Annotated in this window: 23 protein-coding genes and 2 pseudogenes; 19 read left to right on the top strand and 6 right to left on the bottom strand. The window is 67.1% G+C overall.

The genetic code is table 11. The annotated features are described in order from the left end of the window. Positions 1–41 precede the first annotated feature (41 nt). Positions 42–833 carry a DUF2637 domain-containing protein gene (locus IE241_RS01920; protein WP_190019790.1) on the top strand — a complete coding sequence of 264 codons (792 nt, stop codon included), beginning with the start codon at positions 42–44 and terminating at the stop codon, positions 831–833. Between the two features lie 590 nt (positions 834–1,423). On the opposite strand, the gene IE241_RS01915 is transcribed toward IE241_RS01920, so the two are convergent. Both IE241_RS01915 and IE241_RS01910 read right to left on the bottom strand, forming a co-directional pair. Further along, positions 1,424–1,627 (bottom strand): DUF397 domain-containing protein, encoded by a 204-nt coding sequence (locus IE241_RS01915; RefSeq protein WP_190019789.1) that lies wholly within the window; start codon positions 1,625–1,627, stop codon positions 1,424–1,426. After that, the gene (locus IE241_RS01910) at positions 1,605–2,462 is read right to left on the bottom strand and encodes a helix-turn-helix domain-containing protein (protein WP_190019788.1); all 858 of its coding nucleotides are present in this window, start codon (positions 2,460–2,462) and stop codon (positions 1,605–1,607) included. Before IE241_RS01910 ends, IE241_RS01915 begins: the two co-directional genes overlap by 23 nt. A 234-nt stretch (positions 2,463–2,696) precedes the next feature. Here IE241_RS01910 and IE241_RS01905 point away from each other — a divergent pair, with 234 nt between their 5' ends. The 9 genes from IE241_RS01905 (at position 2,697) to IE241_RS01865 (ending at position 10,061) form a co-directional block, all read left to right on the top strand. Further along, on the top strand, positions 2,697–2,906 hold the full coding sequence (locus IE241_RS01905) for a hypothetical protein (protein WP_190019787.1): 210 nt from the start codon (positions 2,697–2,699) through the stop codon (positions 2,904–2,906). Between the two features lie 192 nt (positions 2,907–3,098). After that, positions 3,099–3,269, top strand: a complete 171-nt coding sequence (locus tag IE241_RS01900; RefSeq protein ID WP_190019786.1) for a hypothetical protein — start codon at positions 3,099–3,101, stop codon at positions 3,267–3,269. A 258-nt stretch (positions 3,270–3,527) separates the two neighbouring features. Continuing rightward, positions 3,528–4,721 carry a radical SAM/SPASM domain-containing protein gene (locus IE241_RS01895; RefSeq protein WP_190019785.1) on the top strand — a complete coding sequence of 398 codons (1,194 nt, stop codon included), beginning with the start codon at positions 3,528–3,530 and terminating at the stop codon, positions 4,719–4,721. A 10-nt stretch (positions 4,722–4,731) separates the two neighbouring features. Continuing rightward, complete coding sequence (locus IE241_RS01890; RefSeq protein ID WP_190019784.1) at positions 4,732–5,712, top strand: hypothetical protein; 981 nt, start codon at positions 4,732–4,734, stop codon at positions 5,710–5,712. Positions 5,713–5,742: 30 nt separating this feature from the next. Continuing rightward, entirely contained in the window at positions 5,743–6,513 is a 771-nt protein-coding gene (locus IE241_RS01885) for a creatininase family protein (RefSeq protein WP_190019783.1), read from the top strand. 74 nt (positions 6,514–6,587) lie between these two features. Continuing rightward, on the top strand, positions 6,588–7,802 hold the full coding sequence (locus IE241_RS01880) for an arylsulfotransferase family protein (RefSeq protein WP_190019782.1): 1,215 nt from the start codon (positions 6,588–6,590) through the stop codon (positions 7,800–7,802). Then, entirely contained in the window at positions 7,799–8,764 is a 966-nt protein-coding gene (locus IE241_RS01875; RefSeq protein WP_190019781.1) for a glycosyltransferase family 2 protein, read from the top strand. The genes IE241_RS01880 and IE241_RS01875 overlap by 4 nt, the downstream gene beginning before the upstream one ends. Beyond that, positions 8,751–9,458 carry a class I SAM-dependent methyltransferase gene (locus IE241_RS01870; protein WP_229898678.1) on the top strand — a complete coding sequence of 236 codons (708 nt, stop codon included), beginning with the start codon at positions 8,751–8,753 and terminating at the stop codon, positions 9,456–9,458. The genes IE241_RS01875 and IE241_RS01870 overlap by 14 nt, the downstream gene beginning before the upstream one ends. Positions 9,459–9,485: 27 nt before the next feature. After that, positions 9,486–10,061, top strand: coding sequence for a P-loop nucleotide/nucleoside kinase family protein (locus IE241_RS01865; protein WP_190019779.1), 576 nt, complete (start codon positions 9,486–9,488; stop codon positions 10,059–10,061). Positions 10,062–10,149: 88 nt separating this feature from the next. On the opposite strand, the gene IE241_RS01860 is transcribed toward IE241_RS01865, so the two are convergent. After that, on the bottom strand, positions 10,150–11,502 hold the full coding sequence (locus tag IE241_RS01860) for an AbiJ-related protein (protein WP_229898677.1): 1,353 nt from the start codon (positions 11,500–11,502) through the stop codon (positions 10,150–10,152). 344 nt (positions 11,503–11,846) lie between these two features. Here IE241_RS01860 and IE241_RS01855 point away from each other — a divergent pair, with 344 nt between their 5' ends. Both IE241_RS01855 and IE241_RS01850 read left to right on the top strand, forming a co-directional pair. Then, positions 11,847–12,725, top strand: coding sequence for an SMODS domain-containing nucleotidyltransferase (locus IE241_RS01855; RefSeq protein ID WP_190019777.1), 879 nt, complete (start codon positions 11,847–11,849; stop codon positions 12,723–12,725). Further along, entirely contained in the window at positions 12,715–13,278 is a 564-nt protein-coding gene (locus IE241_RS01850; RefSeq protein WP_190019776.1) for an SLATT domain-containing protein, read from the top strand. Before IE241_RS01855 ends, IE241_RS01850 begins: the two co-directional genes overlap by 11 nt. A 188-nt stretch (positions 13,279–13,466) precedes the next feature. Here the strand turns inward: IE241_RS01850 and IE241_RS01845 are convergent, their stop codons facing one another. Further along, positions 13,467–13,745 (bottom strand): hypothetical protein, encoded by a 279-nt coding sequence (locus IE241_RS01845; protein ID WP_190019775.1) that lies wholly within the window; start codon positions 13,743–13,745, stop codon positions 13,467–13,469. A gap of 19 nt (positions 13,746–13,764) precedes the next feature. Between IE241_RS01845 and IE241_RS01840 the strand changes: the two genes are divergently transcribed. From IE241_RS01840 to IE241_RS01825, 4 genes and pseudogenes are all read left to right on the top strand, one after another. After that, on the top strand, positions 13,765–15,144 hold the full coding sequence (locus IE241_RS01840) for a hypothetical protein (protein WP_190019774.1): 1,380 nt from the start codon (positions 13,765–13,767) through the stop codon (positions 15,142–15,144). Positions 15,145–15,301: 157 nt separating this feature from the next. Then, positions 15,302–15,631, top strand: a pseudogene (locus IE241_RS01835) (UDP binding domain-containing protein); the annotation flags it as partial. Positions 15,632–15,680: 49 nt separating this feature from the next. Beyond that, positions 15,681–16,010, top strand: a complete 330-nt coding sequence (locus IE241_RS01830; RefSeq protein WP_190019772.1) for a MazG-like family protein — start codon at positions 15,681–15,683, stop codon at positions 16,008–16,010. 103 nt (positions 16,011–16,113) lie between these two features. Continuing rightward, complete coding sequence (locus tag IE241_RS01825) at positions 16,114–16,572, top strand: NUDIX domain-containing protein (RefSeq protein WP_190019771.1); 459 nt, start codon at positions 16,114–16,116, stop codon at positions 16,570–16,572. A gap of 47 nt (positions 16,573–16,619) precedes the next feature. Here IE241_RS01825 and IE241_RS01820 read toward each other — a convergent pair whose 3' ends face one another. Next, positions 16,620–18,047: a hypothetical protein gene (locus IE241_RS01820; RefSeq protein WP_190019770.1), complete on the bottom strand. Its 1,428-nt coding sequence runs from the start codon at positions 18,045–18,047 to the stop codon at positions 16,620–16,622. Positions 18,048–18,402: 355 nt separating this feature from the next. Here IE241_RS01820 and IE241_RS01815 point away from each other — a divergent pair, with 355 nt between their 5' ends. Next, on the top strand, positions 18,403–19,386 hold the full coding sequence (locus IE241_RS01815; RefSeq protein WP_190019769.1) for a hypothetical protein: 984 nt from the start codon (positions 18,403–18,405) through the stop codon (positions 19,384–19,386). Between the two features lie 170 nt (positions 19,387–19,556). Here IE241_RS01815 and IE241_RS01810 read toward each other — a convergent pair. Next, positions 19,557–20,305, bottom strand: a pseudogene (locus tag IE241_RS01810) (transposase family protein). Between the two features lie 301 nt (positions 20,306–20,606). On the opposite strand from IE241_RS01810, the gene IE241_RS01805 reads away from it, so the two are divergent. Together IE241_RS01805 and IE241_RS01800 are read left to right on the top strand one after the other, a co-directional pair. Then, positions 20,607–21,023 carry an effector-associated constant component EACC1 gene (locus tag IE241_RS01805; RefSeq protein WP_190019768.1) on the top strand — a complete coding sequence of 139 codons (417 nt, stop codon included), beginning with the start codon at positions 20,607–20,609 and terminating at the stop codon, positions 21,021–21,023. Beyond that, positions 21,020–24,787, top strand: a complete 3,768-nt coding sequence (locus tag IE241_RS01800) for a caspase, EACC1-associated type (RefSeq protein WP_190019767.1) — start codon at positions 21,020–21,022, stop codon at positions 24,785–24,787. The genes IE241_RS01805 and IE241_RS01800 overlap by 4 nt, the downstream gene beginning before the upstream one ends. The last annotated feature ends 341 nt before the right edge of the window (positions 24,788–25,128 follow it).

Here is a 25,128-nt window from a genome sequence, read left to right as displayed (position 1 = left end):
CGGACACACCCTCCACCCCCACCTCCTGGAGCACCCCACCCTTGCCCTCGCCCACCACCACTCTCACCTCCGTCTCCGTACCAGCGGCCCTCGCCACCTTGATCCGCACCGGTGTGGCCCTGCTGGCCCTGGCCGCCTTCGCCCTCTCCTACGACGCCCTGCGTCAGATGGCCGCCGCCAGCCACATCCACCAGGTGCTCACCTACGCCTTCCCCCTCGTGATCGACGGCTTCATCGCCATCGGCATCGGCGCCCTGCTCGTCCTGCGCACCTCGCCCCTGCGGCCTCGCTTGTACGTCTCAGCGCTGGTCGGCATCGCCACCGGCACGAGCATCTGGGCCAACGTCCTGCACGCCGTCCGTCTCAACGAACAGACCCGCCGGAGCGGACTCGCGCTCGACGACATCACCGTCGGCGTCATCTCCGCCATCGCCCCACTCGCCCTCGCCGGCGCCGTCCACCTCTACCTACTCGTCCAGCGCCGTCCCACCCAGACGGAGCCATACGAAGAGCCCAGCCACATCGCCGCAAGTGGCGCCACAACTACCCCGGAACCGGCGCCGGTCAGCGATGTGGCTCCGGACGCCACCTATCAAGTGGCTCAGCCCAAAAAGCGGCCCGCCGGACGGCCCGGCCAGCAGCCGAGCGCCACGTTGGAACAGGCCATCGAGATCGGCCGCACCGCACCGCTGGGACGTGGCGGCCACGTATCCCGTCGCCACATCGAGAAGGCCATCCGCGACAAGGGCTTCGGCATCGGCCGTGAACGCCTGGACGAGGTCAAGGGCTTCCTCCAGGACGAACTCGACCAAGACCGGGTCGACGCCGCATAGACCCAGCCCGGTCCGCAAGCTCCTCGCCCCAGAGGCTCCTGGGGCGAACTCACTCCTTCTCCCCCCAGCTCACCGACAGATGGCCCGCCGATGCGCGAACAGCGCAATCCCGCCCCTCCTCCACCCCCGACCAGAGATCCCCGCTCACCCAGCTCCGGGCGAAGCAAGTTATCGGCGAAGACACTCTTCGCCAGGTCGCCTGAGGGCGAGCAAGTTATCGCAAGAGCATTGCTCCCGCGGCCCGGCCGAGGCCGAGCAAGTTGAAGCTTTGGATACCCCCCAGTGGGGGGAGCATCCAAAGCCGCCTCCGCCCCGGGGGTGACGGAAGCGGGCCGACGTAGGGGCGCGGCCAAGCGGTCACCTGAGGGCTGCGGCGACACATCGTCCCAGCTGCTCGTCGGGAAGAGCTTCCACATCCTCCCAGGCCATGTTGGTGACCTCCTCCGCCTGGAGCTGGTGAACACAACCCGTGGTGCGGTGCGCAGCGCCTCTGCCCGTGACGACTCATCGCTGCATACACTGGCGGTCCACGCAAACACTGTGGCCACTCCCCAACTCATCTGGGGAGTGGCCACTTGCGTGCTACGCGATCAGACGATGCGCTCGGACTGGATCTCGTCGACGAACGAGGTCCAAGCCGCGCCGGTGAAGGTGATGATCGGCCCGCTCTTCCTCTTCGAATCCCGGACCGGCACGACGCCAGGAAGGTCGTCGGAGACTTCGACGCACTCGGTTCCGTTACCGCTGTGGCTGGACTTGCGCCAGGTAAGTTCAGTGGTGCTCGCAGCGTGCATGGTGCTCCTCACGTGCCTTACGGATCAGATCAGTTGACGCCTGCGGGGACAGGACGTCCAGGTCCAGATGGTCGTAGAAGGACCTGTATACCTCCACTTCCCTTGGCACCTCCAAGAAAGCGCCGTTGAGGCCGCTCTCCCAGTACACTGCCTCGTTTTTCCCCGGTCGGGACAGCAGCAGGAGCGCTCCGATGGAGATCACCCCGCCGGGCATGCCTCTGTCGTAGGGCAGGACGCGGAACGTGATGCGGGGGCGTGCGGCGAGGTCCAGCAGGTGGGTCAGCTGGGCGCACATGACATCGTGGCTGCCCACGACCCGGTAGAGCGCCGACTCGTCCAGGATGCTCCAGAACCACACGGGGTCATCGCGGTCGAGGATGATCTTGCGTTCCATCCGCGCCTCGACCTTGTCTTCGATGTCGCCGCCGAACAGTGGCGCAGCGGACGTGATGATCGAGCGTGCGTAGTCCTCGGTCTGAGTCACGCCGGGGACGATGTTTGCGAAATGCTGGATGCGGGTCGCTTCCGCTTCGGCGGTGAGGTAGGCGTGGGACCACACCGGATACGTAGCCTGCGTGTGAAGGTCTTTGCGGACGTGGTGCCACATCGCGGCCAGTTCTCCGTCCCCGCCCACGGCATCGTCGAGAAGCTTGCCGGCCTCGGCGCTGGGGACCTCCTTGCCCAGCTCAATTCCGGCGATCATGGCTTGCGAGAGTGGGATCAGCGCTCCGAGACCGGCCTGCGTCAGCCCCTTGGCCTTGCGGCGGTTGCGAAGCATCTTGCCGGCGAGTGACGCGAGGTCTCGTAATGGATCAAGTTCCCTTGGTGCAGGCATCGTTGCCTCCCTGAGGTATCAGCACGTCAACTGATATACGGCCTCAAACGTCGATACCGCAAGCATGGCGACCCCGCTGGAGGCGGTCCTACGGTGGGTGACCTGGCCGGGTCCTTGAAGACTCCGATGCCGGGGCCCGGCCTGCCCTGCGCGTGGTGGGCCGCCGTGTCCCGAGGCGATGAGTAGCGGCGGCCGGCCACGCCGCCAACAACTCCCGCCCCTCGTGGAGACCCCATGCCCGTTTTCCCTCGTACTGCCGTGCCCGGGCCCTCCCCCAGGCTGACGTTGCAGCAGCGCCTGCACGCTTCCGTGAAGCCGCTCGTGGACCCGCCCGAGGACTGCCCGGGGGCGGCGTTCGTGGCGGCGCACGGTGACCCGGCGACCTGGTCCGGCGAGACCTGCGATGCCTACCTCGACCTCGTTCACGCCGAGGGCCTGCGGTGACCGCCCCGGTGCACGACCGCGCCTTCGACGAGGCGACGGTCAGTGCCGTGATTCGCCGGGCGCTGGACCGCTTGCCGCTCGCTGACACCGTGGACAACCTCATCGCCGCCTTGTGCTGGCACACCGAGCGCCTGCTTCCCGTCGTCGAGGCGAAGGACTGGGGCCGCGCACGGGCAGGGCAACCTCGTCACCTTGACCGTGGACGAGGTACGCAAGAAGCTCGCCGCCCGCCCCGCGCCCGGCACCATCGCCGCCACCCGCGCCGTCTACGCCCAGGAACTCGCACGTACCTGCCGCGCGCTCCTCGGCCTGGCCCTCGTCGAGCCCGGCGACGAGGAACGGCTGCGAGGGGGCCCGCAGTGACGGGCCGGCACGCTCGCGACGACGCGCCGATCGACTTGTCGCACCCGGCGCGCATGGTGCTCGCACTCCTCGCGCTCGGGCTGGCCGCGCCGGGGGCGATCCTTGGCCGCCACGTGGCCACCGGGTACCTCGTGGCCGGGAATCGGGCCCACACCCTTGCCCCGGCGAAGGCGACGGTCGTTACGGTGCCGGACGCTCGCCCCGAAAGCTGACGTGGAAGGCAGTTCAACCAGTCCGGTCCCACCGCGAGGAGTGATCATGCTGCCGAACATGCTCCAAACGTCTCCGTACCTGACACGCATCGACCCGGAAGCCGACCCGCCGATCACCTACTGGACCGACACCTTCGGGCCCGTCTTCCCGGAAGGGGATGCCCCTGCGGCAGACACGGCCTTCGGGATCGTGGGCCTTGATCGCAGGATCGTGTGGGAGAGCGATCGCGAGATGCTGTCGATGCTCCGGGCTTGCGCGGCCGAGCCCCAGGCCGCTGAGCCTTTGGTGACGCGGTACGGCACCAACCGGGTAACCGCAGCCACGGCACGGAACTGGCTCCAAGCACCCGAGGAACTTTGCCGGGCCTACCGGCTGGTGTCCGGAGAAATCGAGGTCACCGCCCACTGCAACTGGGGCTGCCGCTACTGCCCTGTGGCCACCGACCCGAAGCCGCGGCGGACCATGCCGATGGACCTGTTCGAGGAGATCATCACCAAGCTCGCCGCCGTCGACACGATCGACTACGTCACGTTCCAGTTCTTCAACGAGCCGACGCTGGACAAGTACTTCAACGACCGCGTGACCGTGCTGGCCGAGCACGGCATGCAACTCGCCCTGTACAGCAACGCCTCCGCGCTCACCCAGGACAAAATCAACACGCTGCAGCGACACGGCGTCCTGCGGCACCTGATCGTCAACATGCCCAGCGCCGACCCGGACGAGTTCGCACAGCTGACTGGCTCACGGAGCTACCCGCACACGGTGCGCAACCTTCACGCGGCTATCGACGCGGGCCTGCGCACCCAGATCGTCGTCAACGGCGTCGGCGAGGACCTGGCCCGCAACCTCGACGGCGTCATACGCCGCTTCCAGCCGCTCGGGGTCGAGGTCTTCCCGAGCCTGACCTGCGACCGGGCCGGCGACGTGAGCGGCCTGTACGCCCAGGACGTGTACGTCGGGGGACGGCTGGCCGGCTGCGGCTGGCCCGTCCAGCACGCCAACATCAGCGTGACCGGGGACCTCTTCTTGTGCTGCAACGACTACTACCAGCGCGAAGTCTTCGGCAACATCCGCGACGGCTCCATAGACGAGCTCATGACCAGCGAGGCGGCAGTGGGTCTGCGCCGCCGCGTGTTCGGAGTGGCCGACGCCCCCAACGACTTCCTGTGCCGGCGCTGCCACAACCAGGCGCCGGACTTCCCCAACCGGGACTTCCGACCGATCGCCACCTTCGGGTAGGGGAGGGACCATGCCGGATCACCCCGTGAAGATCTGGTACGTCGCCGGACAGCGCCTGTGCAACCTGAAGTGCCCATACTGCGTATCCACCGGCGACTGGGCCAAGAGCAACCGGTACGACTGGAAGAACCCCGCCGACCGGGACACCTTCGCCGCCGTGGTGCAGTGGATCGCGTCACGGCCCCGCCCGGTCGAGGTACGTCTCGGCAGCCTCGGGGAGCCCTTCGCCTCCACGTTCTTCCTGGAGAAGGCCGCTTGGCTCACCCAGCAGCCCGGCGTGCGGTACGTGGAGCTGCTGTCGAACGGCTCTCTTATCCGGCAGCGGCTGCCCAAGCTGGAGCCCCTGGCGAACCTGGGCAAGCTGTCGCTGTGGCTGACCTGGCACGAGGGACAACTCCCCCTGGGGAGGTTCCTGGAGGGTGCTGTGTTCGCCCAGGAGGAATACGGCTGCTTCATCGTCGTCAACACGCTGCTCTTCGACAGCCGCGACACCGGCGGCATCCAGCGGGTACGCGACGCGGCACGCGCTGCTGGTCTGCGCTTCAACGTAGACCTCGGCTACGACCCTTCCGCGCCCTCCGAGTCCTCTGAGTCCTCCGACCACGCGGGCGACCCGTTCCGCACGGTGCCCGCGATGCGTGACGCGGACGTGGTGGCCGCGGTGAACGCCTGCGGCGGCGACCCCGCCCTCACCCAAGCCGCCCTGGCCGGCCTGTCCTCGCCCCTGGGGCGACCCTGCCGCGCTGGGCACGACTACCTGTTTATCGACATCCACGGCCAGGTCTACCGGTGCTCCCGGTACGCGGCCTTGGACCGTGCACCGCTCGGCAGCGTCCTGGACCCCGGCTTCGAGCTGCCGCTGCGGCCCGAGCTGTGGGCACCGTGCGAAGCGGCCAGCAGCTGCTGCAACAAAGAGGACTTCCTCAACCTGCAACTCGCCGCCCCCTTGCGGCCCCGGGACGTACCCAGCCTCGGCTGGACAAACGCCTGACCTTCACTGCCGACACCACGGAGGACTTCGATGCTGCTGGGAGACATGACCTGGCCCGACTTCCACCGCCGCGCCCAGGAGGGCTACGCCCTCGTGCCGGTCGGCGCCGTAGAACCGCACGGCCCGCACCTGCCGCTCGCCTCGGACACGTTGATCAGCGACTACTTCGCGACTCGGCTCGCCGGCGCCGTGGGCGGCTTCGTCACCCCGTCGATCGGCTACGGGATCGCGACCAAGCCCTACCGCCTCGGCGGCACCTTCCCCGGGGTCATCAGCATCAGCGGCACGACCTTCATGAACCTCATCCAGGATGTGCTGTCCTCGCTGGCCGACAACGGCGTCCGCAAGTTCGTCATCGTGAACTCGGCCATCGACAACACCGGCTTCCTGTGCGAAGCCGTTCGTTCGTTCACCGAGTGCGCACCGGACGCACGAGTCGTGATCGTCGCCTGGTGGGACGTCGTCGGCGATCAGTTCCGCGACGACCTCGCCGTCGAGACCGGCATCGCCCGACGGGACGATCACCACGCGGCCATGGTCGAGTCCAGCCTGGTCATGCACATCGCCCCCGACTCCACCCGGCCCGATCAGCTCACCGCAGAGTCCGGCACGGGCCGCGAGCCGCGCCGGATGCGCTACCACGTCTACCCGTTGCCGTCAGAGGCCGAGACCGAGTCCGGCATCGTCTACACCGCCGACAAGGCCAGTGCCGCCCTGGGTGAGCGAGTTGCCGACCAGGTCGCCCGGCAGCTCGAAGCCGCCATCCGCCTGGAGTTCAACGACCCGCCCCACAGCACGTAGCCACGCCCGCCTCATCGCAGCACTCATGGCGTGGCCCGGTGGGCCTCGCCCGTGAGCGGACAAAGGAGAAGCCAGTGGCACCAGCACGCCCCGGCCAGGACGACACCCATTTCCTGCTCTCCCCGTCGGCCTCCTACCCCCAGCCCTTCGCCTGCCTGATCGACCGCCACGGCCAGGTCGTCTACGCCTGGTCCAGCACCCTCGACCAGCCCGCACCCGAGAGCGAACCGCCGGCCTACCTGCGCGGCTGGAACCACGTCGAGCTGGGTACCGACGGCAGCCTGTACGTCATGGTCCCGCTTCACGCGCTGCTCAAGCTCCGCCCGGACTCCAGCGTCGCCTGGCGGGCCGAACTGCCTGTGCACCACGACCTCGACCTCCACCCCAACGGCGAGATCTACGCCCTCACCGAGGAACCCCGAGCCGTCCCGTGGCCGGGCGGCGCCCGCATCCTGCTGGACAACACCATCACCATCCTGGGCAGCGACGGCGAAGTCCACGCCGCGCACTCGCTCTACGACATCCTCACCACGGACCCGACCCTGAAGGCGCTGATCGAGAAGGAGGGTGACCAGCGCGCCACGGGCGGGCACCTGCCAGACCCAGCCATGTACGGATTGGATGGCCGACGCGGACGTGACATCTCCAGGCGGCTGCGGGACCTGCCCGGCTCGCCGTGCGACGTTCTGCACGCCAACACCGTCGAGATCCTCCGAGCTCATCCCCAAGGGCTGTGGGACGAGGGCGATGTCCTGGTCTCCCTGCGCAACCTCGACCTGATCGCGGTGCTCGACCTGCATGCCCAGGCGGTGCGCTGGTTCTGGGGACCGGGCGAGCTATCCGCGCAGCACCAGCCCTCCGCCCGTCCCAACGGCACCGTGCTCGTCTTCGACAACGGCCAGGCCCATGGTCGCTCCCGCGTCCTGGAGATCGAGCCTGCCACCGGCCAGATCGTGTGGCAGTACATGGCGAACCCGCCCGAGAGCCTGTTCTGCGCGATGGCCGGCGGCTGCGAGGAACTGCCTGGCGGCACCGTCCTGATCAGCGATGCCCAAGGCGGACGCGGCATCGAAGTGACCCGCGACGGTCACACCACCTGGGCCGTACGGATCAGCACCCGCCAAGCTTCGGCCATCACTTCCCGGGCCGAGTTCTACCGGATGGCACCGATCCCGTACGCCACTGTCGCTCTCCTGGACGGAGACTGCCCCGCACGGGACATGGTCCGCTCCCGACTGCGGTGCGAACTACGGGACAACCTCCCTCTCACCCTCCGGGGCACCCTGTGATCAGCATCATCATTCCCACCGCTGACCGCCCAGGACCCCTCCACCGCGCTCTGCGCAGCCTGGCACGCCAGACCTTCCGCGACTTCGACGTCATCGTCGTACGCGACGGCGGTCCGCCCGTGCGACCGGTCATCGACGCCTGGAAGCACGACCTGCCGATCACCTCGATCGACATCGAACCCCGGCAGGGCGTCTCGCACGCCCGCAACGCGGGCCTGGCCGCAGCCGGCGGGGACTACGTCGCATTCCTCGACGACGATGACATCTACCTCCCGGCCCACCTGGAGGTGGCTCACCGCGCCCTGGAAGGCGGCCACGCCGAGACGGTGTACGGCGGGGCGCTCGTCAGCCCCCACTGGATCGAGTCCGCCCCCCGAGAACCCGAGGCGTACCAGCGCAAGGACTACCCCTTCGACGACGCCTTCCTGATGGTGGCCAACTACATTCACACCGGCTCGGTCGTGACTCGGAATTTCGCCTCCACCAGCGTGCGGTTCGACGAGGAGATGACGCACTGCGAGGACTGGGACCTGTGGCTGTCGCTGCGCCGGACCGCCGGCTACGAGTTCGCCTTCCTCGGCGACATCACCTGCGTCTACCACCAGGTCCCGCGCCCCAGCGCCGTCTCCTCCGCGTACCTGACCAGCCCCACGCCGTTCACCCGCGCCCGCGCCCATCTGTACGAAAAGTGGCCGGACCCGCACCCGCTCGTCAGGAGCTACCGCGAATGGTTCCGGCGATTCGACGCACGCCTCGACGCTCGCATAGAGCGCGAACAGCCCGCCCCACCACACGTCTACGAACTCGCGGTCCGCGGACTCCATCCGGGCTTCGTCGACTCGACTGCGCCCAGCACCGCACTGCTCGACCGGATCCTCCCGGTCGATGACGCGACGAGTACGCGGCATGAAGAACCGGTTGCCGACTGCCTCCTGCTTGGAACCGGCCGTGCAGCCGAGTGACCGTACGGCGGCCTACGACGGCTTCGCCGAGACCTTCGCCCAGGAAGCCGCCGTCAGCGCCTACAACGCCTTCTACGACCGGCCTACGGTCCTCGCCCTCCTCGGCGACGTACGCGGCAAGCGTGTCCTGGACGCCGGCTGCGGCCCGGGGCTCTACATGACCGAGCTGATCGCGCGAGGGGCCGAGGTCATCGGCTTCGATCAGAGCGCCGACATGGTCGACCAAGCGCGCTCACGCCTCAGCTCCGACGTCCTGGTGCGCCGGCACGACCTCGAAGACCGGCTCGACTGGCTGCCCAACAGCACCATCGACATCGCCCTCGCCGCGCTGGTCATCCACTACGTCCGCAACCGCTCAACCGCACTGGGCGAACTCTTCCGAGTACTGCGCCCCCAAGGCCAACTCGTACTGTCTACCAGCCACCCAACGGCCGACTGGCTTGCCGACGGCGGCAGCTACTTCGACGCTCGAGAAGCCGAAGAGAGCTGGTCGTGCGGTCTGCGGCACCACTACTGGCGTCAGCCACTTCAAAGCTGGATCGAAGAGTTCACCAGCGCGGGGTTCGCCATCGAACGCCTGGTCGAGCACCGTCCGCATCCGGCAATGGCCCACGAACACCCCGCCGACTACGCCAGACTCTCCCGCGAGCCCGGATTCATCGCCTTCCGGCTCGCCAAGCGCACCCCTCCCTGACATGCCGAGTCGAAAAGCGAGAGGCGTATGACCACACCGACACTGACTGTCGTGAGCGGGCCGCCAGGCACGGGAAAGACAACACTCGCCCATGTGCTCGCTCAGGAACTCGGCTGTCCCGCGGTCATCCGCGACGAGATCAAGCAAGGGATGGTCCTGTCCACCCCGGGATACCAGGGCGGCGGCGAAGATCCACTCAATTACCCGACCCTCGACGCGTTCTTCGAGGTGACGAGGGTCCTCCTCCGCGCGGGGGTCACGATCGTCGTGGAGGCCGCGTTCCAGGACAAGCTCTGGCGACCGCACCTGGAACCCCTCATGGACCTCGCCCAGCTGCGCGTCATCCGCTGCGCCACCTCTGCCGCCGTCGCCCACGATCGGATCGCCCACCGCGTGAAGCACAGCGGCCATCGCGCCGCCCACGCTGATCACGACCTTCTCGAAGCGATCGCCTCCGGGGAACACTCACACGAATCGTTCGTGCCGGTCTCCCTCGACGTACCCACACTGGTGGTGGACACCTCGGACGGCTACCACCCGGGCATCGCAGACATCGTCTCCTTTGCCCGAGAGCCCGCGATGACGCAACACCGGCGGGAGTAGCGCACCACCGCAGCTGGTCGCCCTCAGTACGACGGAGGCGACCCGACCGACGTGCCCCGTGTGCCTCGCCAGCCGGAGAATTCTGCGGCTAGTTGATCACGCCGTACCGCCGCAGGAGCTCCGGGAGGAACCGCTCCAGAACGCTGTGAGCTGCGGATTCGTCGCGCAGCTCGTCGTGTCCGAAGCGGTAGACCTCATAGCCTCTGAGTTTGAGGTTCCGGTCGCCGGCCATCATCTCTGCGTACTTGGAGGTGTCGGGGGTCCGGCCGTGGTCTCGGGTGTAGTGCTGGGATCCGTCGACTTCGAGGACGACCCGTTGGCCGTGGGGCAGCAGAAGCAGGAAGTCCATGCGGAAGCGCAGGAGGGCCTGGGCACCGCGTTCCTTGACCGTCTTGGGGTCCCAGTGCAGCCATACCTCAGGCAGGAGCGCGGGCATGTCGTAAACCTCGGTTTTGAGGATCCGGTGGTAGCAGTCGAAGAGGTTCCGCTGCCCGGGAGAGTTGCTGGGCAGGCTGCTGCGGAGCCGGGCGTAGAGGGTGTTCTTGGCCTCGGTGTCGTTGGCTATCTGCTGGGTCTCCTGCCACCAGGACTGCAGGTCGCGCCAGCGGATGCCGTCGTCGGTGACGGTGCGGTCGTAGACCAGGGCGTCGCTGCCGACGAGCTCGATGTCGTTGTCCACGGCGGAGCGGAAGCGAATGTCGGGTTTCGTGGGTGAGGCGAAGATGACGTTCTTCGGGCGCCGTGTGTGGGCGAGCTGGGTGGGGACCAGGGCGAAGCGTGGATAACCGCCGTCGGTTCCCGTCTCCCTGAGCTCGATCGCCGCCGTGCGAAGGTGCTCGTTCATCGTGTCCGTGAGTTGGCGCTGTGCGGTCTCGTCGAGAAGCACGTCCGCGGCGACGGCCGCCTCGAGGAAGCGGGCGAACCTGGCGTCGCCTGCTTCGAATGCGCCCAGTGCCTCGAAGAGATCCTCGGCCGACCAGTCCGGGTTGCGGATGACGTGCCGCTCTACGCGGGCTCGCAGGCTCCTCGTGCTGGGAGAGAAGGACCACGCGGCGAGGGGGTCGTCGTCCAGGACCCAGAATCGCTCCAGCATTGCTATGAACCGGGCCGCGTGCCGCACAAGGACCGTCGGATCGATGGCCCGGGCCAGCTCGCGGCGGGCCCGCATGGGGATCTCTGGTGGGGTTGCCTCGACCCAGAGCGCGTCCTGGAGCTGGTTGCGGGTCAAGGCGTCGACGCTCTGCGTCTGTAGGAAGCGTTCGGCGAGACGGTGGAGATCGCTGTCTGGGACTTGGGCGAAGCTGTGCTCGACGCGCTCGCGCTTCGACCCTTCATCGGCTGGCGGCATACCCAGGACCGTGAAGGACTCGGTCAGTGTCTTGTGCGTGTTCCGGTCCCCGAGCAGAGCCGTGATGTCACCCAGCAGCTGGCGAAGTGCCATGCTGTCCCCGCCCTTCGTCATCTATCGATGATCTCAGGCGGTGGTCCGGCCGTCACCGGTTCACCGGACGCACCGGCGTCAGCGGAGAGCTCAGACGCGCCTGACGGGGTCTGAGTTAGTGTTCCGCGAGTGTTCGCCGAATTTCGGCTTGAGCTGGCGTCTGGGGCGCCTGGTGCCACCATGGCGAGCGAGGGCTTCGTGGACACCACAGCCAGCGCCCTCCACCGCTACCTCATCTACGGCCCCAGGCGTCACTCGACGGATGGCATTCCCCCTGTTTCGTCAGGCCGGTCGCCTGTCAGTGGCGCCCTCTACGCTCCCCTTGGGACGAGCGAGGAGGGTCCATGAGTACGGCGAGTAGGTTCGACACCTTCCTGAAGAACATCATGGTGACGAGTGATCAGTGTGCATCCGCGCTGACAAGCGCGAACGCCATCGCCCGTAAGCTGCACGGGCACTACAGCAACCGACCGTATTCGGACGATTGTCGGCTGATTATCGGCTCGTACGGGAAGGACACGGCGGTGAATCCGCCGCGGGATGTCGACGTACTGTTCTTCATGCCCGTCAGCGAGTACCACCGCTTCAACGGGCACAAGTACAACGGGCAGTCGGCCCTCCTGCAGGAGCTGAAGGGCCTTTTCCAGGCGCGCTACCCACGAACCATGGAAATCGGTGGTGATGGCCAGGTCGTGGTCGTCGACTTCTCCACTGGCCACACCGTGGAGGTCCTGCCCGCCTGGCACCGACAGGGAGGTGGGCTCCTCGTGCCCAACACCCATGACGGCGGCAGTTGGCAGCATGTCGACCACAAGGCCGAGATCGCCTACGTGGCCGATTCAGACGCCCGGACCAACGGCAATACCCGGAACCTCATCAGGATGATGAAGGTGTGGCAGAAACACTGCTCGGTCCCCATCAAGTCCCTGGTGCTGGAACTGCGGAGCGTGAAATTTCTATCGACGTGGAACCGCTCCAGGGAGTCAATGACCTTCTACGACTGGATGGTCCGGGACTTCTTTGCCGAGCTGGTCGAGAAGGCCAACTGCTGGCACACGATCCCCGGGACAAGCGAGAAGAAGCAGTACGGAGACGTCTGGCTGAGCAAGGCGCAAAGCGCGCACCGCAGGGCGGTCAAGGCGTGCGAGTACGAGCTGGCGAGCAAGCACATCGACGCCTCTCTAGAGTGGCAAAAGATCTTCGGGAGCCAGTATGAGCTCTAACGAGAACACTGAGCACACGGCCAACGTCCAGTCGATCCGAGAGTGCTTCGGCCGCGTCGTCTACTCGCACAAGGCACACGAGAAGGCCAGGGAGCTGGAAGCATCCAACGCGGACCGGGCGAAGTGGATCAATATTGTCCTGATGACGCTGACCTCCGGGACGCTGCTGACCTCGGTGATCACGGACCAGCGAATCCTGCTCTACATCAGCAGCGGCGCCTCCGCGCTAGCGCTCGCGTTCACTATCTTCCAGCTGAGTTTCACTCCGGAGAAGGTCGCGGAGCAGCACCGCCTTGCGGCCAAGGAGCTCTGGTACATCCGGGAGCTGTATCTGCACCTGCTCACCGACATACAGACCAACCCGCAATCCGTGGACATACCTCGCCGCAGAGACGAGCTACTCGAGAAGCTGAACCACGTCTACCGGCTGGCACCGGACACATCGAGTAGCGCCTATCGGGCTGCACAGCGAGCCCTGCAGATCGACGAGGACATGACGTTTAGCAGCACAGAGATCGGCCGCTTCCTCCCGGAGGCACTTCGCACGTCCTGATGCCTGCCCCGGGGGCTCTGCTGGATGGATCACTGGCGGAACAAAAGGATCTCAGTGCTGGCGCGCTGATCTGGCGGCAAAAACTCCTCCGCGCAGAGCCCGATGCGCCATGGACTGATGTGGCATGGGCTGATGCTTACCTTTCTCGCAAGCAGCGGCTCGCCCCTCTCAACCCGCAGAAAGAAGTCTCACGCCACCTTGCCGCCAATGAGTCCCACAATCGCCCCGAAGCCCATCATGTAGGTCGTGGAGCATGCGCCGGCAGCGGCTTGCACCTGGTCAGAACCTCCCCCAAACGCGGCAAGTAGCACATTCAAAATCAGGGCCAGGGCCGTCAGCGCAGCCACCGTAGAAAAGATCAGTTTGAAGCGGGGCGTCAGGTCGGACTTGCCCTCAAGCACGTGGATTTCCTGCGGCTCGGATGCGTACGATCGCGCCCGCTCAAGACGGGGGTTTTCACTCTCCATGCCCTCGTATACTGCCCGGATGGGACATTGGTCCGAGGGCCTTGCCGAGGAGACCGCGAAGCTGATCGGCGGTAGCCCAGGCCGCCACATGCTGATTGACGTACTCGGCCGAGTCGGCCGCGAGATTGACGTCCTGTCGGGCCGTAGCTTCCAGCCATTGCGCCGAACGACCTCAGTGATCGAGCCCAACGGCTTGCCCTTCGCGGACATCCCAGATGCGCAGGTCGGCTCGCTGGAGCCAGAGGCGGGAGCATGGGAAGTCCCTGACCCAGTGAACGGCGAGATTGCGACCGTCCTGCAAGTCTCCCCCTTGGCCAGCCCTGCGCCGAACGCCGCACGGGCGGCTGACGCACTCTGGATTGCCGGCCAGCTCATCGCCGGGGCATCGCAGACGGGGCGCCTGTCGGCGGACTACGTCCTCCACTGGCTGGGCACGTCCGTGGACCATGAGCAGCGAAAGTACCTATTTCGCCGGATTATGGACCCTGCCGTTCGATTTTGCGTCCCAATCCTGGGGGTCTCTATCGACGGGTGGTGGATCCAAATCGCCCGCCGTCTCATCTGGGTGACGAGCGAGACCGAGGACGACGGACGGCTTGTCGAGCTGCTGCTGGACAAAGCGATGACCGACAGAGAGACCCCACCACTTGCAGCCGTCGAAGCCATCCTGATCGCGGCTCGGATGACGCGACAACCCGCAGATTGGGCGTTCACCGCACGCATCTGGCCCGAGCAGGTCCAGCGCCCCATTGATCGGCCATGGGGAAGGCTGGCGAAGGCCATCCACGGTCACGGCATACCGACCGTCACCCCCGACCCCGCCTCGACCCCCTACGAGATCGCGTGCCAGGTGGTCTTGAAGGGCTACTGGCATGGCTACATCAAGGGCGATGAGCCGGCGCTAGTGAACGCCGTCGCGCTGGCGTATCCGCGGCAGGTCGATCGCATCCAGCGTGAGACCCGTGCGCCAGACAGGGCTTCTGCCGCCGCAACACTGCTCGAACAACTGATCCACCCCGGATTCGATCCAGCGCGGGGCGCGGAGGCAACTCGTCGGTACGTGCGCCGGAAGGCGAGCATCGCGGTCATGCAGTACCGGAAGAGCGAGGCACCGGACCGGTACCCGTGGACCCAGGTCGGAATCAGCGAACGTCGCTACTACAAACTCCTGCCACTGTTCACTCAGAAGGTGAACGGTCGCTATGAGTATGACTACGACGACGTGGTGGCGCGCATGAAGACCCACCTGAACCGCGTAGACGAGGCGCGAGCAGTGCGAGCAGCCGCCCTTGAAGTCCTCCGCTCACACGGCTTCGGCGACGAAGCCGCACGCAAATGGCTACAGCGGCATCCGCCTATGGAGGCCGTCAACGCCTGGCCACGTGGTCGACTCCCGTAGTGCAGCTGGCGGCCTCTGCACCGTGCTGCCACCCCCAGAGCCTCATCACGCGATCACCGCCACACTATCCGACCCTCGTGGCAGGCTGCCGTCATGGACTTGGGCGAGCTGATGAACACCATGGACCGGGCAGCAGCCAACCCAGGCCGGCACCGACGACGTGCGCGAGTCTCCGGCCCTTGCCGTCGCCGCCCTCATGCACCAACGCGGCGCGACCGTCACGGTCCACGACCCCCACGCCGTGCCCACCACACTCGTACGCCACCCCGAACTCGACTACACGGAAGACCTGGAGGAGTTGGTCAAGGGCGCGGACCTGATCGCCCTGGCCACCGAGTGGCCCCAGTTCTGCGACGCCGACCCCAAGGCCCTGTCCGCCCTGGTCGAGCAACCGGTCATCGTGGACCTCCGCAACCTCCTAAACGCCGACACCTGGCGCACAGCCGGATGGACCGTGCGCCAGCTCGGCCGACCCGCACAGCCGTAGGACCCCAGGCCCCACCCCGGGGCCGGGACACACGGATGGGAGATCCGTCATGGACGACCTGTGGGACGACATCACCAAGCTCTCCGCCGTCTGCCGCGAGGCCGGTGAACACCTCCCGAACGAGGAACTCAAGGCCCTACAGGTGGGCAAGGTCGCCGAGGAGGCCGGCGAGGCCATGCACGCCCTCCACGGCCTGAAGGGCCTGACCACCTGCGGTGACGTACACAGCTGGTCCGAGGTCCAGAACGCCCTCGTCGGCGCCGTCATCGCCGCCCTGCTGGCCATGCACTACGTCGACCCCGAAGGCGCCCGCGCGACCTTCGAGGAGATCTTCCACCGCCGTACCCGCAGGGGCCGCGAAGCCGCTGCTGCCGCCTGACCGCTCCTCCCTCCCCACGCCGGCGGTCGCGCGCCCTCGGGACGCGACCGTCGGCCCGTGTCGTAGACGCTCCACCCCCACCCCCAGGGTGGACGATGGCGGGATGACCGACACCGAGCTCGAAGCGGAAGCGATCAAGTCCGGTACGGGGGTATCCGCGCTGATCACAAACAGCCGGGGCGAATACCTGCTCCACCTCCGCGACGACATCGAAGGCATCTGCTGGCCCGGCTACTGGACACCTGTCGGCGGACGCCCCGAACCGGGCGAATCACTGGCCGACACCGTCGCACGCGAGGTAGTGGAGGAGACCGGACTCACCATCCCGCTCGAGGAGTTCACCACCGTCCAGCAGAGGAACGTCGAACACCTCGGCAAGGGTCCGATCGCCATCTACACCGGCCACTGGGACGGCGACGCCCACGCCCTCCCCCTCACCGAGGGCATCATGCTCCACTGGTTCCCGGCCTCGGTGCTCCCACGGCTCCGCGTACCCCCGTGGTGTCGAGAGGCGATCGCGCTCCACCAGGATGCACGAACGAGCCTCCCCAAAAGAGCCTGACCACTTGAGCGATCGCGGTCAGGCTCTTATGCAGCGCTGCCGGACAATCAGCGGCGGAACCCGCGGTGGGGGTCACGGGCAGGGACGTTCAAGAACGGCTCGAACCATGCCGCAGCACGGAGATCGCCGACGCCCATGTCCCGGTTCGTGTCGTCGTCCGGGTCCTCGATGCCGTCGAAGCGAGCGCTGTACAACATCAGCACATCAGAGTCCTGGAAGAAGACCTCGGCACACATGTCGAAGTCGTAGTCATCCCGGTGAGTGGGCAGGCTTCCGTGCCCACCCACGGCGTGGTCCTCATCCTCCTTGTCACGGGCGTAGCGGACGGCGAGGTGGAGGGCGAGTTCCTCAGCCGTGCAGGTGGGCTCCGGCCACTCCCCGCGTTCGAGGTCGCCAGCAAGGTCGTCGGCGGCCCGGGCGAACCGACGGCGCCACTGCAGATCGGCTGCGAAAGTCAGCTTCGGGAGAGAGGTGAACACTCCCCAGAGGCCCTCTTGCTCGTCGGGTACCACGGACCTGTCGCCCAGTTCCTCAGAGTCGTCGTACGCCTGGTCAGCGAGCACGCACAGCTCCGTGTACAAGATATCGGCCGTTCGAGGGGTGAGCTGCCACTCACACTGCTCGTCCTCGCACTCCGGGTCCTCACAGTGCGGTGGCTGCACCTCGAACAGCGCGGCGAAGTCCGGGACCTTCTCCTTGGTAGACGGCATCGCCGACTCAACTCGGCGGACAGCCGCCTTGCGCCGCCAGCCCGAGCCGAAGTCGGCGACAACCGGCTCATCGCTCCAGTCGGCGACCTCGTGTCCGCTCTCGGTACGCAGCCTCATTCCCTGGCAGGCGTCCGTGACCGTGTCCGCTCCCTCGATCTCTCTGTCTGTCTCCCCAAGCCACATGACGGCGTCGACGACGTCCTGTGGGTCATCATTCTCGGGATCGTCATTCGACAGGGGCTCCCAGCCCGCGCTCCTGGCGGCCTTCAGCACGGCCTGCGGGTCGTGCAGGTGGAACTCGCGGAGCACCTCTACTCGGACCACCGGACCCGCCAGGTCCGCGAGCCGCGCATCGTCCGGAGTGCGCAGGGCACGGGTGACCACCTCGGTGTCAGTGTCCTCGTCAGCACCCTCATCGGCGCCGTCAGCGATCTGATCCCACTTGAGGTAGCTGCCCGGCGGCATGGGCCAGACGCCGGCGACTGCATGCCGTGCGGCGCTGCGGAGCGAGGAAGCCGGGGCATCCGGCAGTTGGGCGCACAGCGCTTCTAGCGGCTCGGGCTTCCAGGCGTCGGAGGTAGAGCGGATGGCCTGCTGGAGGATGTCCACTGCCTGCTGTGCGAGCTCGGGCTGCCGGCAGGTGAGGACGGCCTGCAAAGAGGCGGGGCCTTCGCGGTGGTGGACGAGAGCCAGGATGCGGCTCTTGCTGGGCGTGTGCTCGCAGTGGAAGCTGCGAAGCGCGGCCAGGGTCGGCTGGGGGGACATGCGGAGGACTCCGAACGTGTGGGCGCACGGGGGCCGTGCGTGGAAGCAAGTGGAGTTCCGCTGGTGGGCACGCTGCTGACGCGCCTCCGGACGGTGAAGACTGGATGCACTCGGCTGGTTCCCCCGGTGCTACCGGGAGTCCGGACCTGGCTCCCACAGCTTACTCATACGAAGCGGCCAAGAACGATGCCATCGCCCGAATCGCAGCCGCTTCCAAAGTGCGGGCCTCGCGTTGCTTCAGGCCGCAGTGGCCATGGGGTCCTGAGCCAAGGATCAGCTGGTCACGCCAGCACGGGACCGTGTTGTCAGTGGCGCGGTCTAGCCTTGCAGGGTCAGTGTTCCCAGGAGGTACGGGTTGGCCGGATTCGAGATTAATAAGAGCGCCATCGACAAGCTGCAGCGAGAGATCGCCAAGGAGTTCGAACGGGCGAACCGCAAGCATCCCGTACGCATTTCAGTCGAGGTCGAGGCACCGCGCTTGGGGGCAGTGGCGCTTTCGAGCGTGAGCGGAATCGAGTTCGATCCGTACCTGTCCCGGCTCCTGATCTGGCTTTACGGCGCCTCCCCCCATAGTCCTAGTCGCGTTGTTGACGTTGCGGAATTTCTCGAGGTCGAGGGACTTTCGACGGGCGAGGCAGCCGAGATGGCGCTTCGGCTGAAAATGCTCGGGCTCGTACGCGTCGTCGAGACTTGGGGTGGCACCGGCTCGGAGGTGTACCCCACGGACGACGGCGTGCTGGAGGCCAAGCGGCTGCTTGACCTGCGCGCCGATACGGTGGCCCGCTTTCGGCACACCTGCGACGTGCTGTTGCAGTGGGCACTGCGAACCGGTGGACGGGACTCCATCATCCCGGTCCTGTCGTACGCGGAGGATCCTCAGTGCAATTTTGCCGGGGATCGCCTGGCTGAGGAGGAGGTCCTCAGCGCCCTGGACTACCTGGTCGACGACGGCCTCGTGCATGTCCACGCCACCGACAACGGTGCCATGGTCTGCATCACCGCGGCTGGCACTCGTTGCGTACTCGCCGGAGGAAGCGTGAGCGACTACTTGAGCCGTCAGCCCAACGGCGGCGACACCTACAACATCACCCACTCACAGGGCTTCGTCGCCGGCTCTCAGCAGCACGTCGTCCAGAACAATGACATCGGCCTAGACGCCTCCAAGCTAGCAGAGTTCGCCCAGGCGGTCAGGCAGTTCGCGCCGACCCTGGGGGGGCGGCCGACGACCAGCAGAACCAGGTCATCACGGACGCCGAGGTGCTGGAGGATGCCGCCACCGCCGACGCACCCGAGCCGGGCCGGATCCACGCCGCGTACGAGCAGCTACAGACGACGCTGAACGCCATCGGCGCCGTGACTCCTGGCCTGGCGATGCTCCTGCAGGCTGGCCAGAGCGCATTCCAGGCGACCTTCGGCGGCTGACTCCTCACGCCCTCGCTCACGCACCGAACCGGTGAACCGAGCCACGTAGTGACAGTTCGACCTCGCCTCCGACACCACGAGCCTTTTTCACGTGTAGATCACGAGGGTGAGGATGGCTGCGGCGACTGACGTGAGCCGGTTCGGGCTGATGCGGGCGTGGCGGAAGATCCTCCACTGCTTGATCCGGGAGATCGTCCGCTCGACAGGAGCGCGCAGTGCAGCGTGGGCTCTGTTCGACCTCTTGTGTTTGTCCGGGAGTTCGGTGTCAGGGCGGCGCTTGATGGGCGTGATCACGGTGCCGCCGGCTCCCTGGTATCCCTTGTCAGCAAAGGCGTCGAGGTCCAGTGCGGTGCAGACCTCGACGATGCCGTGCTCGCGGGCGGCCTTCATATCGTGGACGCCGCCGGGCAGGGCGGGCGAGAGCCACAGCAGCCTGCCCTCTTCCGTGGCGATGACCTGCAGGTTCACACCCTCGCGGCGGACCTTGCCGGAGAAATCACCTGGCGCCTGGACCCGGTCGGTCTCCGCGACGGTCCCGTCCAGCAGCACGTATCCGTCGGCGTGATGGCTGGTCAGCGTTGGGTCAACGACGGGGCGAAAGCAGCGAGGCACTCGCTCGTGTCGTTCGTGTAGCGCCAGGCCGTGGCCACACCGATACCGAACCCTGCGGCGAGCTGTTCGAAGGTGTCGTGCTTACGCAGATAGACCAGGGCACACCGGGCCCGGTCGTACGGACGCAGCTTGCAGGCACAGTTGCCGTCGCACGCGACGATCGCCATTGTCACCAGTTCGAGGACCTCTTCGTCGAGGTCGCATGCGGCAAGATAGGAGAACACGGGGCATCTCCGCAGGTCAGGCTAGTTGTGGTGATCTGCCAAACCAGCGGGGTGCCCCGTTCGTCACCCCCCCGTCAACACACGATGGCCGCCTCACCCGCCAGCCGTACGCGTGGAAAAGACTCCTTGATACCTGCGATCGCCCGGGAAGACGACAGTCGACGGCTGAGACGCTGCTGCACATCGCGGAGGTGGCCAGATGCTGCCCCTCCTGTCGCCCCGGGCTGTCACCAGGGAACGGCCTCGTGCCAAAGTCGCTGGTCGGACAGGACAAGCCGAACACCGACGCGAGGAGCAGCACATGCGCAACGGGGGACCACAGTGGACACTCACCGTGCCCACAGGCGGCGACACACTCCGGCAGGAGCGCCTCACCCGGGATCTCCACGACACTCTGCGAAGGACGGACGGCCTCGTCGTCGGCTTCCATGACGCCGACGGGCCCAGCGAACCGGGTCGTAAGGGCACCGGCGTCGGCGAGGTGGCTCTCTGGGCCTCCGCCACCGCCGCCGTCGCCCGTCCGGCGTCCCAGGTCCTGATCACCCTGATCAAGGAGTGGTGTGCCAAGGAGCGGCACCGCAAGGTCGTGGTCACCGTCAGGGATGACTCCATCGAGATCACCGGACGGCCGGACGCCGCACAGGAGCGCATGGTCCGCGAATTCCAGGACCGGGTCGCCGGCGGCGACGGTCCCGAACCGAATGACGGCGCGGCGTGACCCGCTTCCACAAGCGCCGGGCTCTCCTGATCGGCAACGAGCACTACGACGACGGCCGCTTCTCGCCGCTGGCTTCCGTACGGGCGGATGTATGGGGACTCACCCAGGTCCTGAAGCATCGCAACATCGGCAACTTCGTCTCCGTCCAGACCGAATCCGATCTCACCGCCGACGACATGCGGGCGGCCATCGGCGAGTTCCTTCAGGAGCGCGACGAGGACGAACTTGCGCTCGTGTACGTCTCCGGGCACGGTGTGCGCACCGTACGCGACGGCGGCGAGTTCCACTTCGTCGCCAAGGACACCGACTACGACCGGGTGGCCTCGACCGGTGTCAGCGCAGGGTTCCTCAACGACGCGCTGGAAGAGTGCGTCGCCCCCCAGAAGATCGTGATGATCGACTGCTGCCGCAGCGGCGGGTACGCCGTGGGCCTGCGCACATCGGACCGAGGGCCCGAGAACTCTGTGTCCAAGTCCGGCGAGCAGCCCCCGCTGACCAGCAGGGGCGTGTACGTCCTGTCGTCCTCGCGGGCCGGGGAGGACTCGTATGCGGACGCGGGCGGCGGCGATGACGTGAAGCCGTCGGCGTTCACCGGCGAGGTCATCGAGGCGCTGCGCACGGGGAAGGTCAGCAAGGACGGCGGCCAAGCGGTATCGGTCAGCGACCTGTTCCACTACGTCAACCGGCGCATGCGTGCCCAGGACGGTGGACGTCAGGTGCCGGTGCACTCCGCGCTCGGCGTCGACGACCGCATCGTCATCGCGGACAGCCCCTTCGGCCGGGCCCCCATCCTCGATCCTCTGAGCTCTCGGCCCCGGGCTGCCGCCGGAGAAGCGGCACAACCGCATGCCGCGAAATTCGCTCACGCGCAGCCCGCGTGGGCCAACCTGCTCGACTACTACCGCGAGTGCGTCCTGGCCGAGAGCGCCGAGACACCTCTGATGGAGGTGAGCCATCAGGACACGTCATACGTGTGCCTGGGGGGCGCGGAGAGGTTCATCTCCGGCGACGTCGATGACGACGGCTGCGTCGCGCTCCCCAAGGAAGCGGCCCCGCTCGTGGACTCAGCGGCCGAGGAGGACGCCGAGCTCTGGGCGGGCTACCCGGCAGTGGTCCTCACCGGGCCTCGCGCCGGGCGCCCCTGGCGGCAGCCGAAGTTCGCGCCCCTGCTGGTACGCCGGGTCGAGATCGTCCAGGACGAGGGCGAGGTGCGGCTGAAGCCGTACGGCCCCGTCCAGCCGCATCCTCAGCTGGCGCACGACTGGCTGGGCGAGGAGGAAGCCAACCAGCTCGTCGATACGTTTCAGCCGTCGTGGCATCGAGGACAGCACGACCGTATGGCGGTGGAAGTGCGCAACCTCCTCACGCAGGAGTTCGAGCTGCCGTGCGTGCAGGAGCTCCGTCCCGACCAGCTCGCCGACCGCATCGATGTCCGCACGCCCGGCCACGGGGCCCGCAACACCGCCGTCCTGTTCGCGGCACGCCCCCAGACAGGCTTCACGAAGGGGCTTCTCAACGACTTCGCCGACATCGCCAGAAAGACGGACCAGATCGGGAAGACCGCCCTCGGGGGCCTCGCGCCCGACACCGCGCAGCGCGCCCGATCCCTCGCCCACGCGGACCCCGAACCCGTACGCCTCGTAACGCCGCTGCCCTGCAACGAGGCCCAGACGGCGGTTCTCCGGTCCGCCATGTCCCGCCGCCTCACAGTGGCCACGGGCCCGCCCGGCACCGGCAAGAGCCAGTTGGTCGCCAATCTCGTGGCCACGGCGATCGCGGCAGGTCAGACGGTACTGGTCGCGTCCACCAACAACGATGCCGTGGACGAGGTCTGGCGCCGCTGCGACAAGCTGGTGCCCGGCAGCGTCGTGCGTACCGGCTCAGCGCGGAAGAATGGCAAGAGCAACGCGGAGCACGAGGCCGCCGCGCTGCACGCGCTGCGCACCGGCCCGGAGCCGTCCACCACCGCGGCCACGGCATCCATGGCAACCGCACTGGCCACCGACCGTCGGGCAGAAGTACGGCAGCTTCTGGCCCACATCGCGGAGACCGAGCTGCGGCTTCGCCAAGCAGGCGAAGCCCGCGCCCGTCACGCGGAAAAACTCGGGATCACCGTCACCGAACTCCAGGACCTGCTCGATGGCCCGCCCCGACCGAAGGAGCTGGAGGACAAGGCACGTCGCCTCGCCCACGCGCGTTTCCTAGGATCGTGGCGCCGAACCCGTTTCCTGTGCAAGGCCGGTCTGGAGGGGTACGCCGGTGATCCCGCCACGGGGTGCCTCGCGCTCGCCGGCTTCGCCGCGGCCGAGGCGGAGTGGCGTGACGGGCGCGAACATGCGGCCACCGTTGACGACACAGCGCTCACGCGTACCCTGCGCGATGCGGAGAGCACCGTCCAGGACGCTTCACGTACGCTCCTCGCCACCACGGTCCAAGCCGCCGCCTGGGCCGGACGCCGCCGCATTCTGGACCTGTTGACGGCTCGGGACGGCAAACGCAGTGACTGGCCGCAGTTGGGAAGGGTCCTCGGCCGCTCGGGAACATCAACGGACGCACCCGTAGTGGCTGGATGGGCAGTCACCAGCCTCTCCGCCCGGCGTTTCCCTCCGGACCCGGCCCTGTTCGATCTCGTCGTCATCGACGAGGCCAGCCAGTGCGCCATCCCCCACGTCCTGCCGTTGCTATTCCGCGCGCGGCGGGCCCTGGTCATCGGCGATCCCATGCAGCTCACGCACATCACGCAGACCAGCCCGCACCGCGAGGCTCTCATCCGGCGCGGGAACGGACTGCGGTCCGACTGGCTGGAGAAGCACCACCTCGCCTACCGGCGCCACTCCGCCTTCCACGCGGCCGAGCAGTCCGTAGGCGGCACGCTGCTTCTCGACGAGCACTTCCGCTGTCATCCGCACATCGCCGGGATTTCCAACGAATTCTTCTACGACGGTGGGCTGACCGTTCTCACCGACACCCGTGGCCGTCCCTCTCTGGCGCGCCGCCCCGCCGTTATCTGGACGGACGTGACCGGGCGGGCTGCCCGCCCTCCGTTCGGTGGCTCCTGGGTCAACGATGACGAGACCCACAAAGTGCTCGCCAGCGTCACGTACCTGTTGCACCAGTTGCCGCCTGAGGCCACCGTCGGCGTTGTCACTCCCTTCACAGCGCAGGCTGAAACGCTGCGCAAGCGGCTACGACCGTACGACGAGGAGCGTCTGCGCATCGGTACGGTGCACACCTTCCAGGGGGGCGAACGCGATGTCATGGTGTTCTCCCTCGTCGCCGGAGAAGGCATGCATACGGGCGCAGTCGAGTGGGTCAGTGGACAGCTGAACCTGTGGAACGTCGCCATCACCCGGGCACGCAGTCACCTCATCGTGGTGGGGGACAAGGAACTCTGGCGACAGCGAGGAGGCGTGGGCGCCGCGCTGCTGGAGGCTGCAGAGCGGAACGGCGTACCTCCGGGTGGCGGAGACGAGGATGTGCTGCTCAAACGCCTGTATCAGACCCTCTCCCGCACGAAGGAAGCCACCGTCACGCTGGGCGAGACAGTTAACGGGCATCCGGCGGACACTCTGGTGGGAGGCATCGGCGCCACCGCACCTAGAGCTGTACTACTCGACAGGGGAATCGAAGAGGGCTCCGACGCAGCCCGCCACCTCCGGCTCATGCTGCATCGACGGAACTTGCTGGGCAGCGACGACGGAGAAGTCGAAGCCATTCGATGGCCGGCCTGGAGGTTGTACGAGGCAGACGAACAGTGGGGGTGAGCTCTGGCCCGCGCCCTGATCCGGGCGCGGCTCTTGCTCCCCATGCACCTGCCCTCACTGAGCCCGCCATCCTGCCGCTGGACGCGGAAAAGGGCCGCTCCAGCGCTTTGGGCCACCTGGCGGGACGGGCCGACCTAGCCTGCCCCAGCTACTACGCCAGTTCTTGGGAGCCATCTGGGAGCCAACCCACTCCCAAACCCCTTCCAAACCATCCGAGACCACCCGACGCCAACGCCCTGAGCAGGTAAAATACCGAACTACCTGGCCCGGCTCGACCCGAACTTCATGCGGGACGAGGAGGTCGTGGGTTCAATCCCGCTCATCCAGACCTTCAGCCCAGC

This window comes from Streptomyces hiroshimensis, from assembly GCF_014650335.1.
In the GTDB taxonomy this organism is placed as follows: Bacteria; Actinomycetota; Actinomycetes; order Streptomycetales; family Streptomycetaceae; genus Streptomyces; species Streptomyces hiroshimensis.
The sequence above is the reverse complement of the archived record's forward strand: the minus strand, read 5'-3'. Positions and strand labels throughout refer to the sequence as shown.

Coding starts and splice junctions, on each gene's coding strand:
- IE241_RS01845 (WP_190019775.1), bottom strand. CDS start 13,745: ATGGAGAGTGAAAACCCCCGTCTTGAGCGGGCGCGATCGTACGCATCC.
- IE241_RS01910 (WP_190019788.1), bottom strand. CDS start 2,462: ATGCCTGCACCAAGGGAACTTGATCCATTACGAGACCTCGCGTCACTC.
- IE241_RS01915 (WP_190019789.1), bottom strand. CDS start 1,627: ATGCACGCTGCGAGCACCACTGAACTTACCTGGCGCAAGTCCAGCCAC.
- IE241_RS01840 (WP_190019774.1), top strand. CDS start 13,765: ATGGGACATTGGTCCGAGGGCCTTGCCGAGGAGACCGCGAAGCTGATC.
- IE241_RS01865 (WP_190019779.1), top strand. CDS start 9,486: ATGACCACACCGACACTGACTGTCGTGAGCGGGCCGCCAGGCACGGGA.
- IE241_RS01890 (WP_190019784.1), top strand. CDS start 4,732: ATGCCGGATCACCCCGTGAAGATCTGGTACGTCGCCGGACAGCGCCTG.
- IE241_RS01860 (WP_229898677.1), bottom strand. CDS start 11,502: ATGGCACTTCGCCAGCTGCTGGGTGACATCACGGCTCTGCTCGGGGAC.
- IE241_RS01805 (WP_190019768.1), top strand. CDS start 20,607: ATGCGCAACGGGGGACCACAGTGGACACTCACCGTGCCCACAGGCGGC.
- IE241_RS01885 (WP_190019783.1), top strand. CDS start 5,743: ATGCTGCTGGGAGACATGACCTGGCCCGACTTCCACCGCCGCGCCCAG.
- IE241_RS01825 (WP_190019771.1), top strand. CDS start 16,114: ATGACCGACACCGAGCTCGAAGCGGAAGCGATCAAGTCCGGTACGGGG.
- IE241_RS01855 (WP_190019777.1), top strand. CDS start 11,847: ATGAGTACGGCGAGTAGGTTCGACACCTTCCTGAAGAACATCATGGTG.
- IE241_RS01850 (WP_190019776.1), top strand. CDS start 12,715: ATGAGCTCTAACGAGAACACTGAGCACACGGCCAACGTCCAGTCGATC.
- IE241_RS01905 (WP_190019787.1), top strand. CDS start 2,697: ATGCCCGTTTTCCCTCGTACTGCCGTGCCCGGGCCCTCCCCCAGGCTG.
- IE241_RS01895 (WP_190019785.1), top strand. CDS start 3,528: ATGCTGCCGAACATGCTCCAAACGTCTCCGTACCTGACACGCATCGAC.
- IE241_RS01830 (WP_190019772.1), top strand. CDS start 15,681: ATGGACGACCTGTGGGACGACATCACCAAGCTCTCCGCCGTCTGCCGC.
- IE241_RS01820 (WP_190019770.1), bottom strand. CDS start 18,047: ATGTCCCCCCAGCCGACCCTGGCCGCGCTTCGCAGCTTCCACTGCGAG.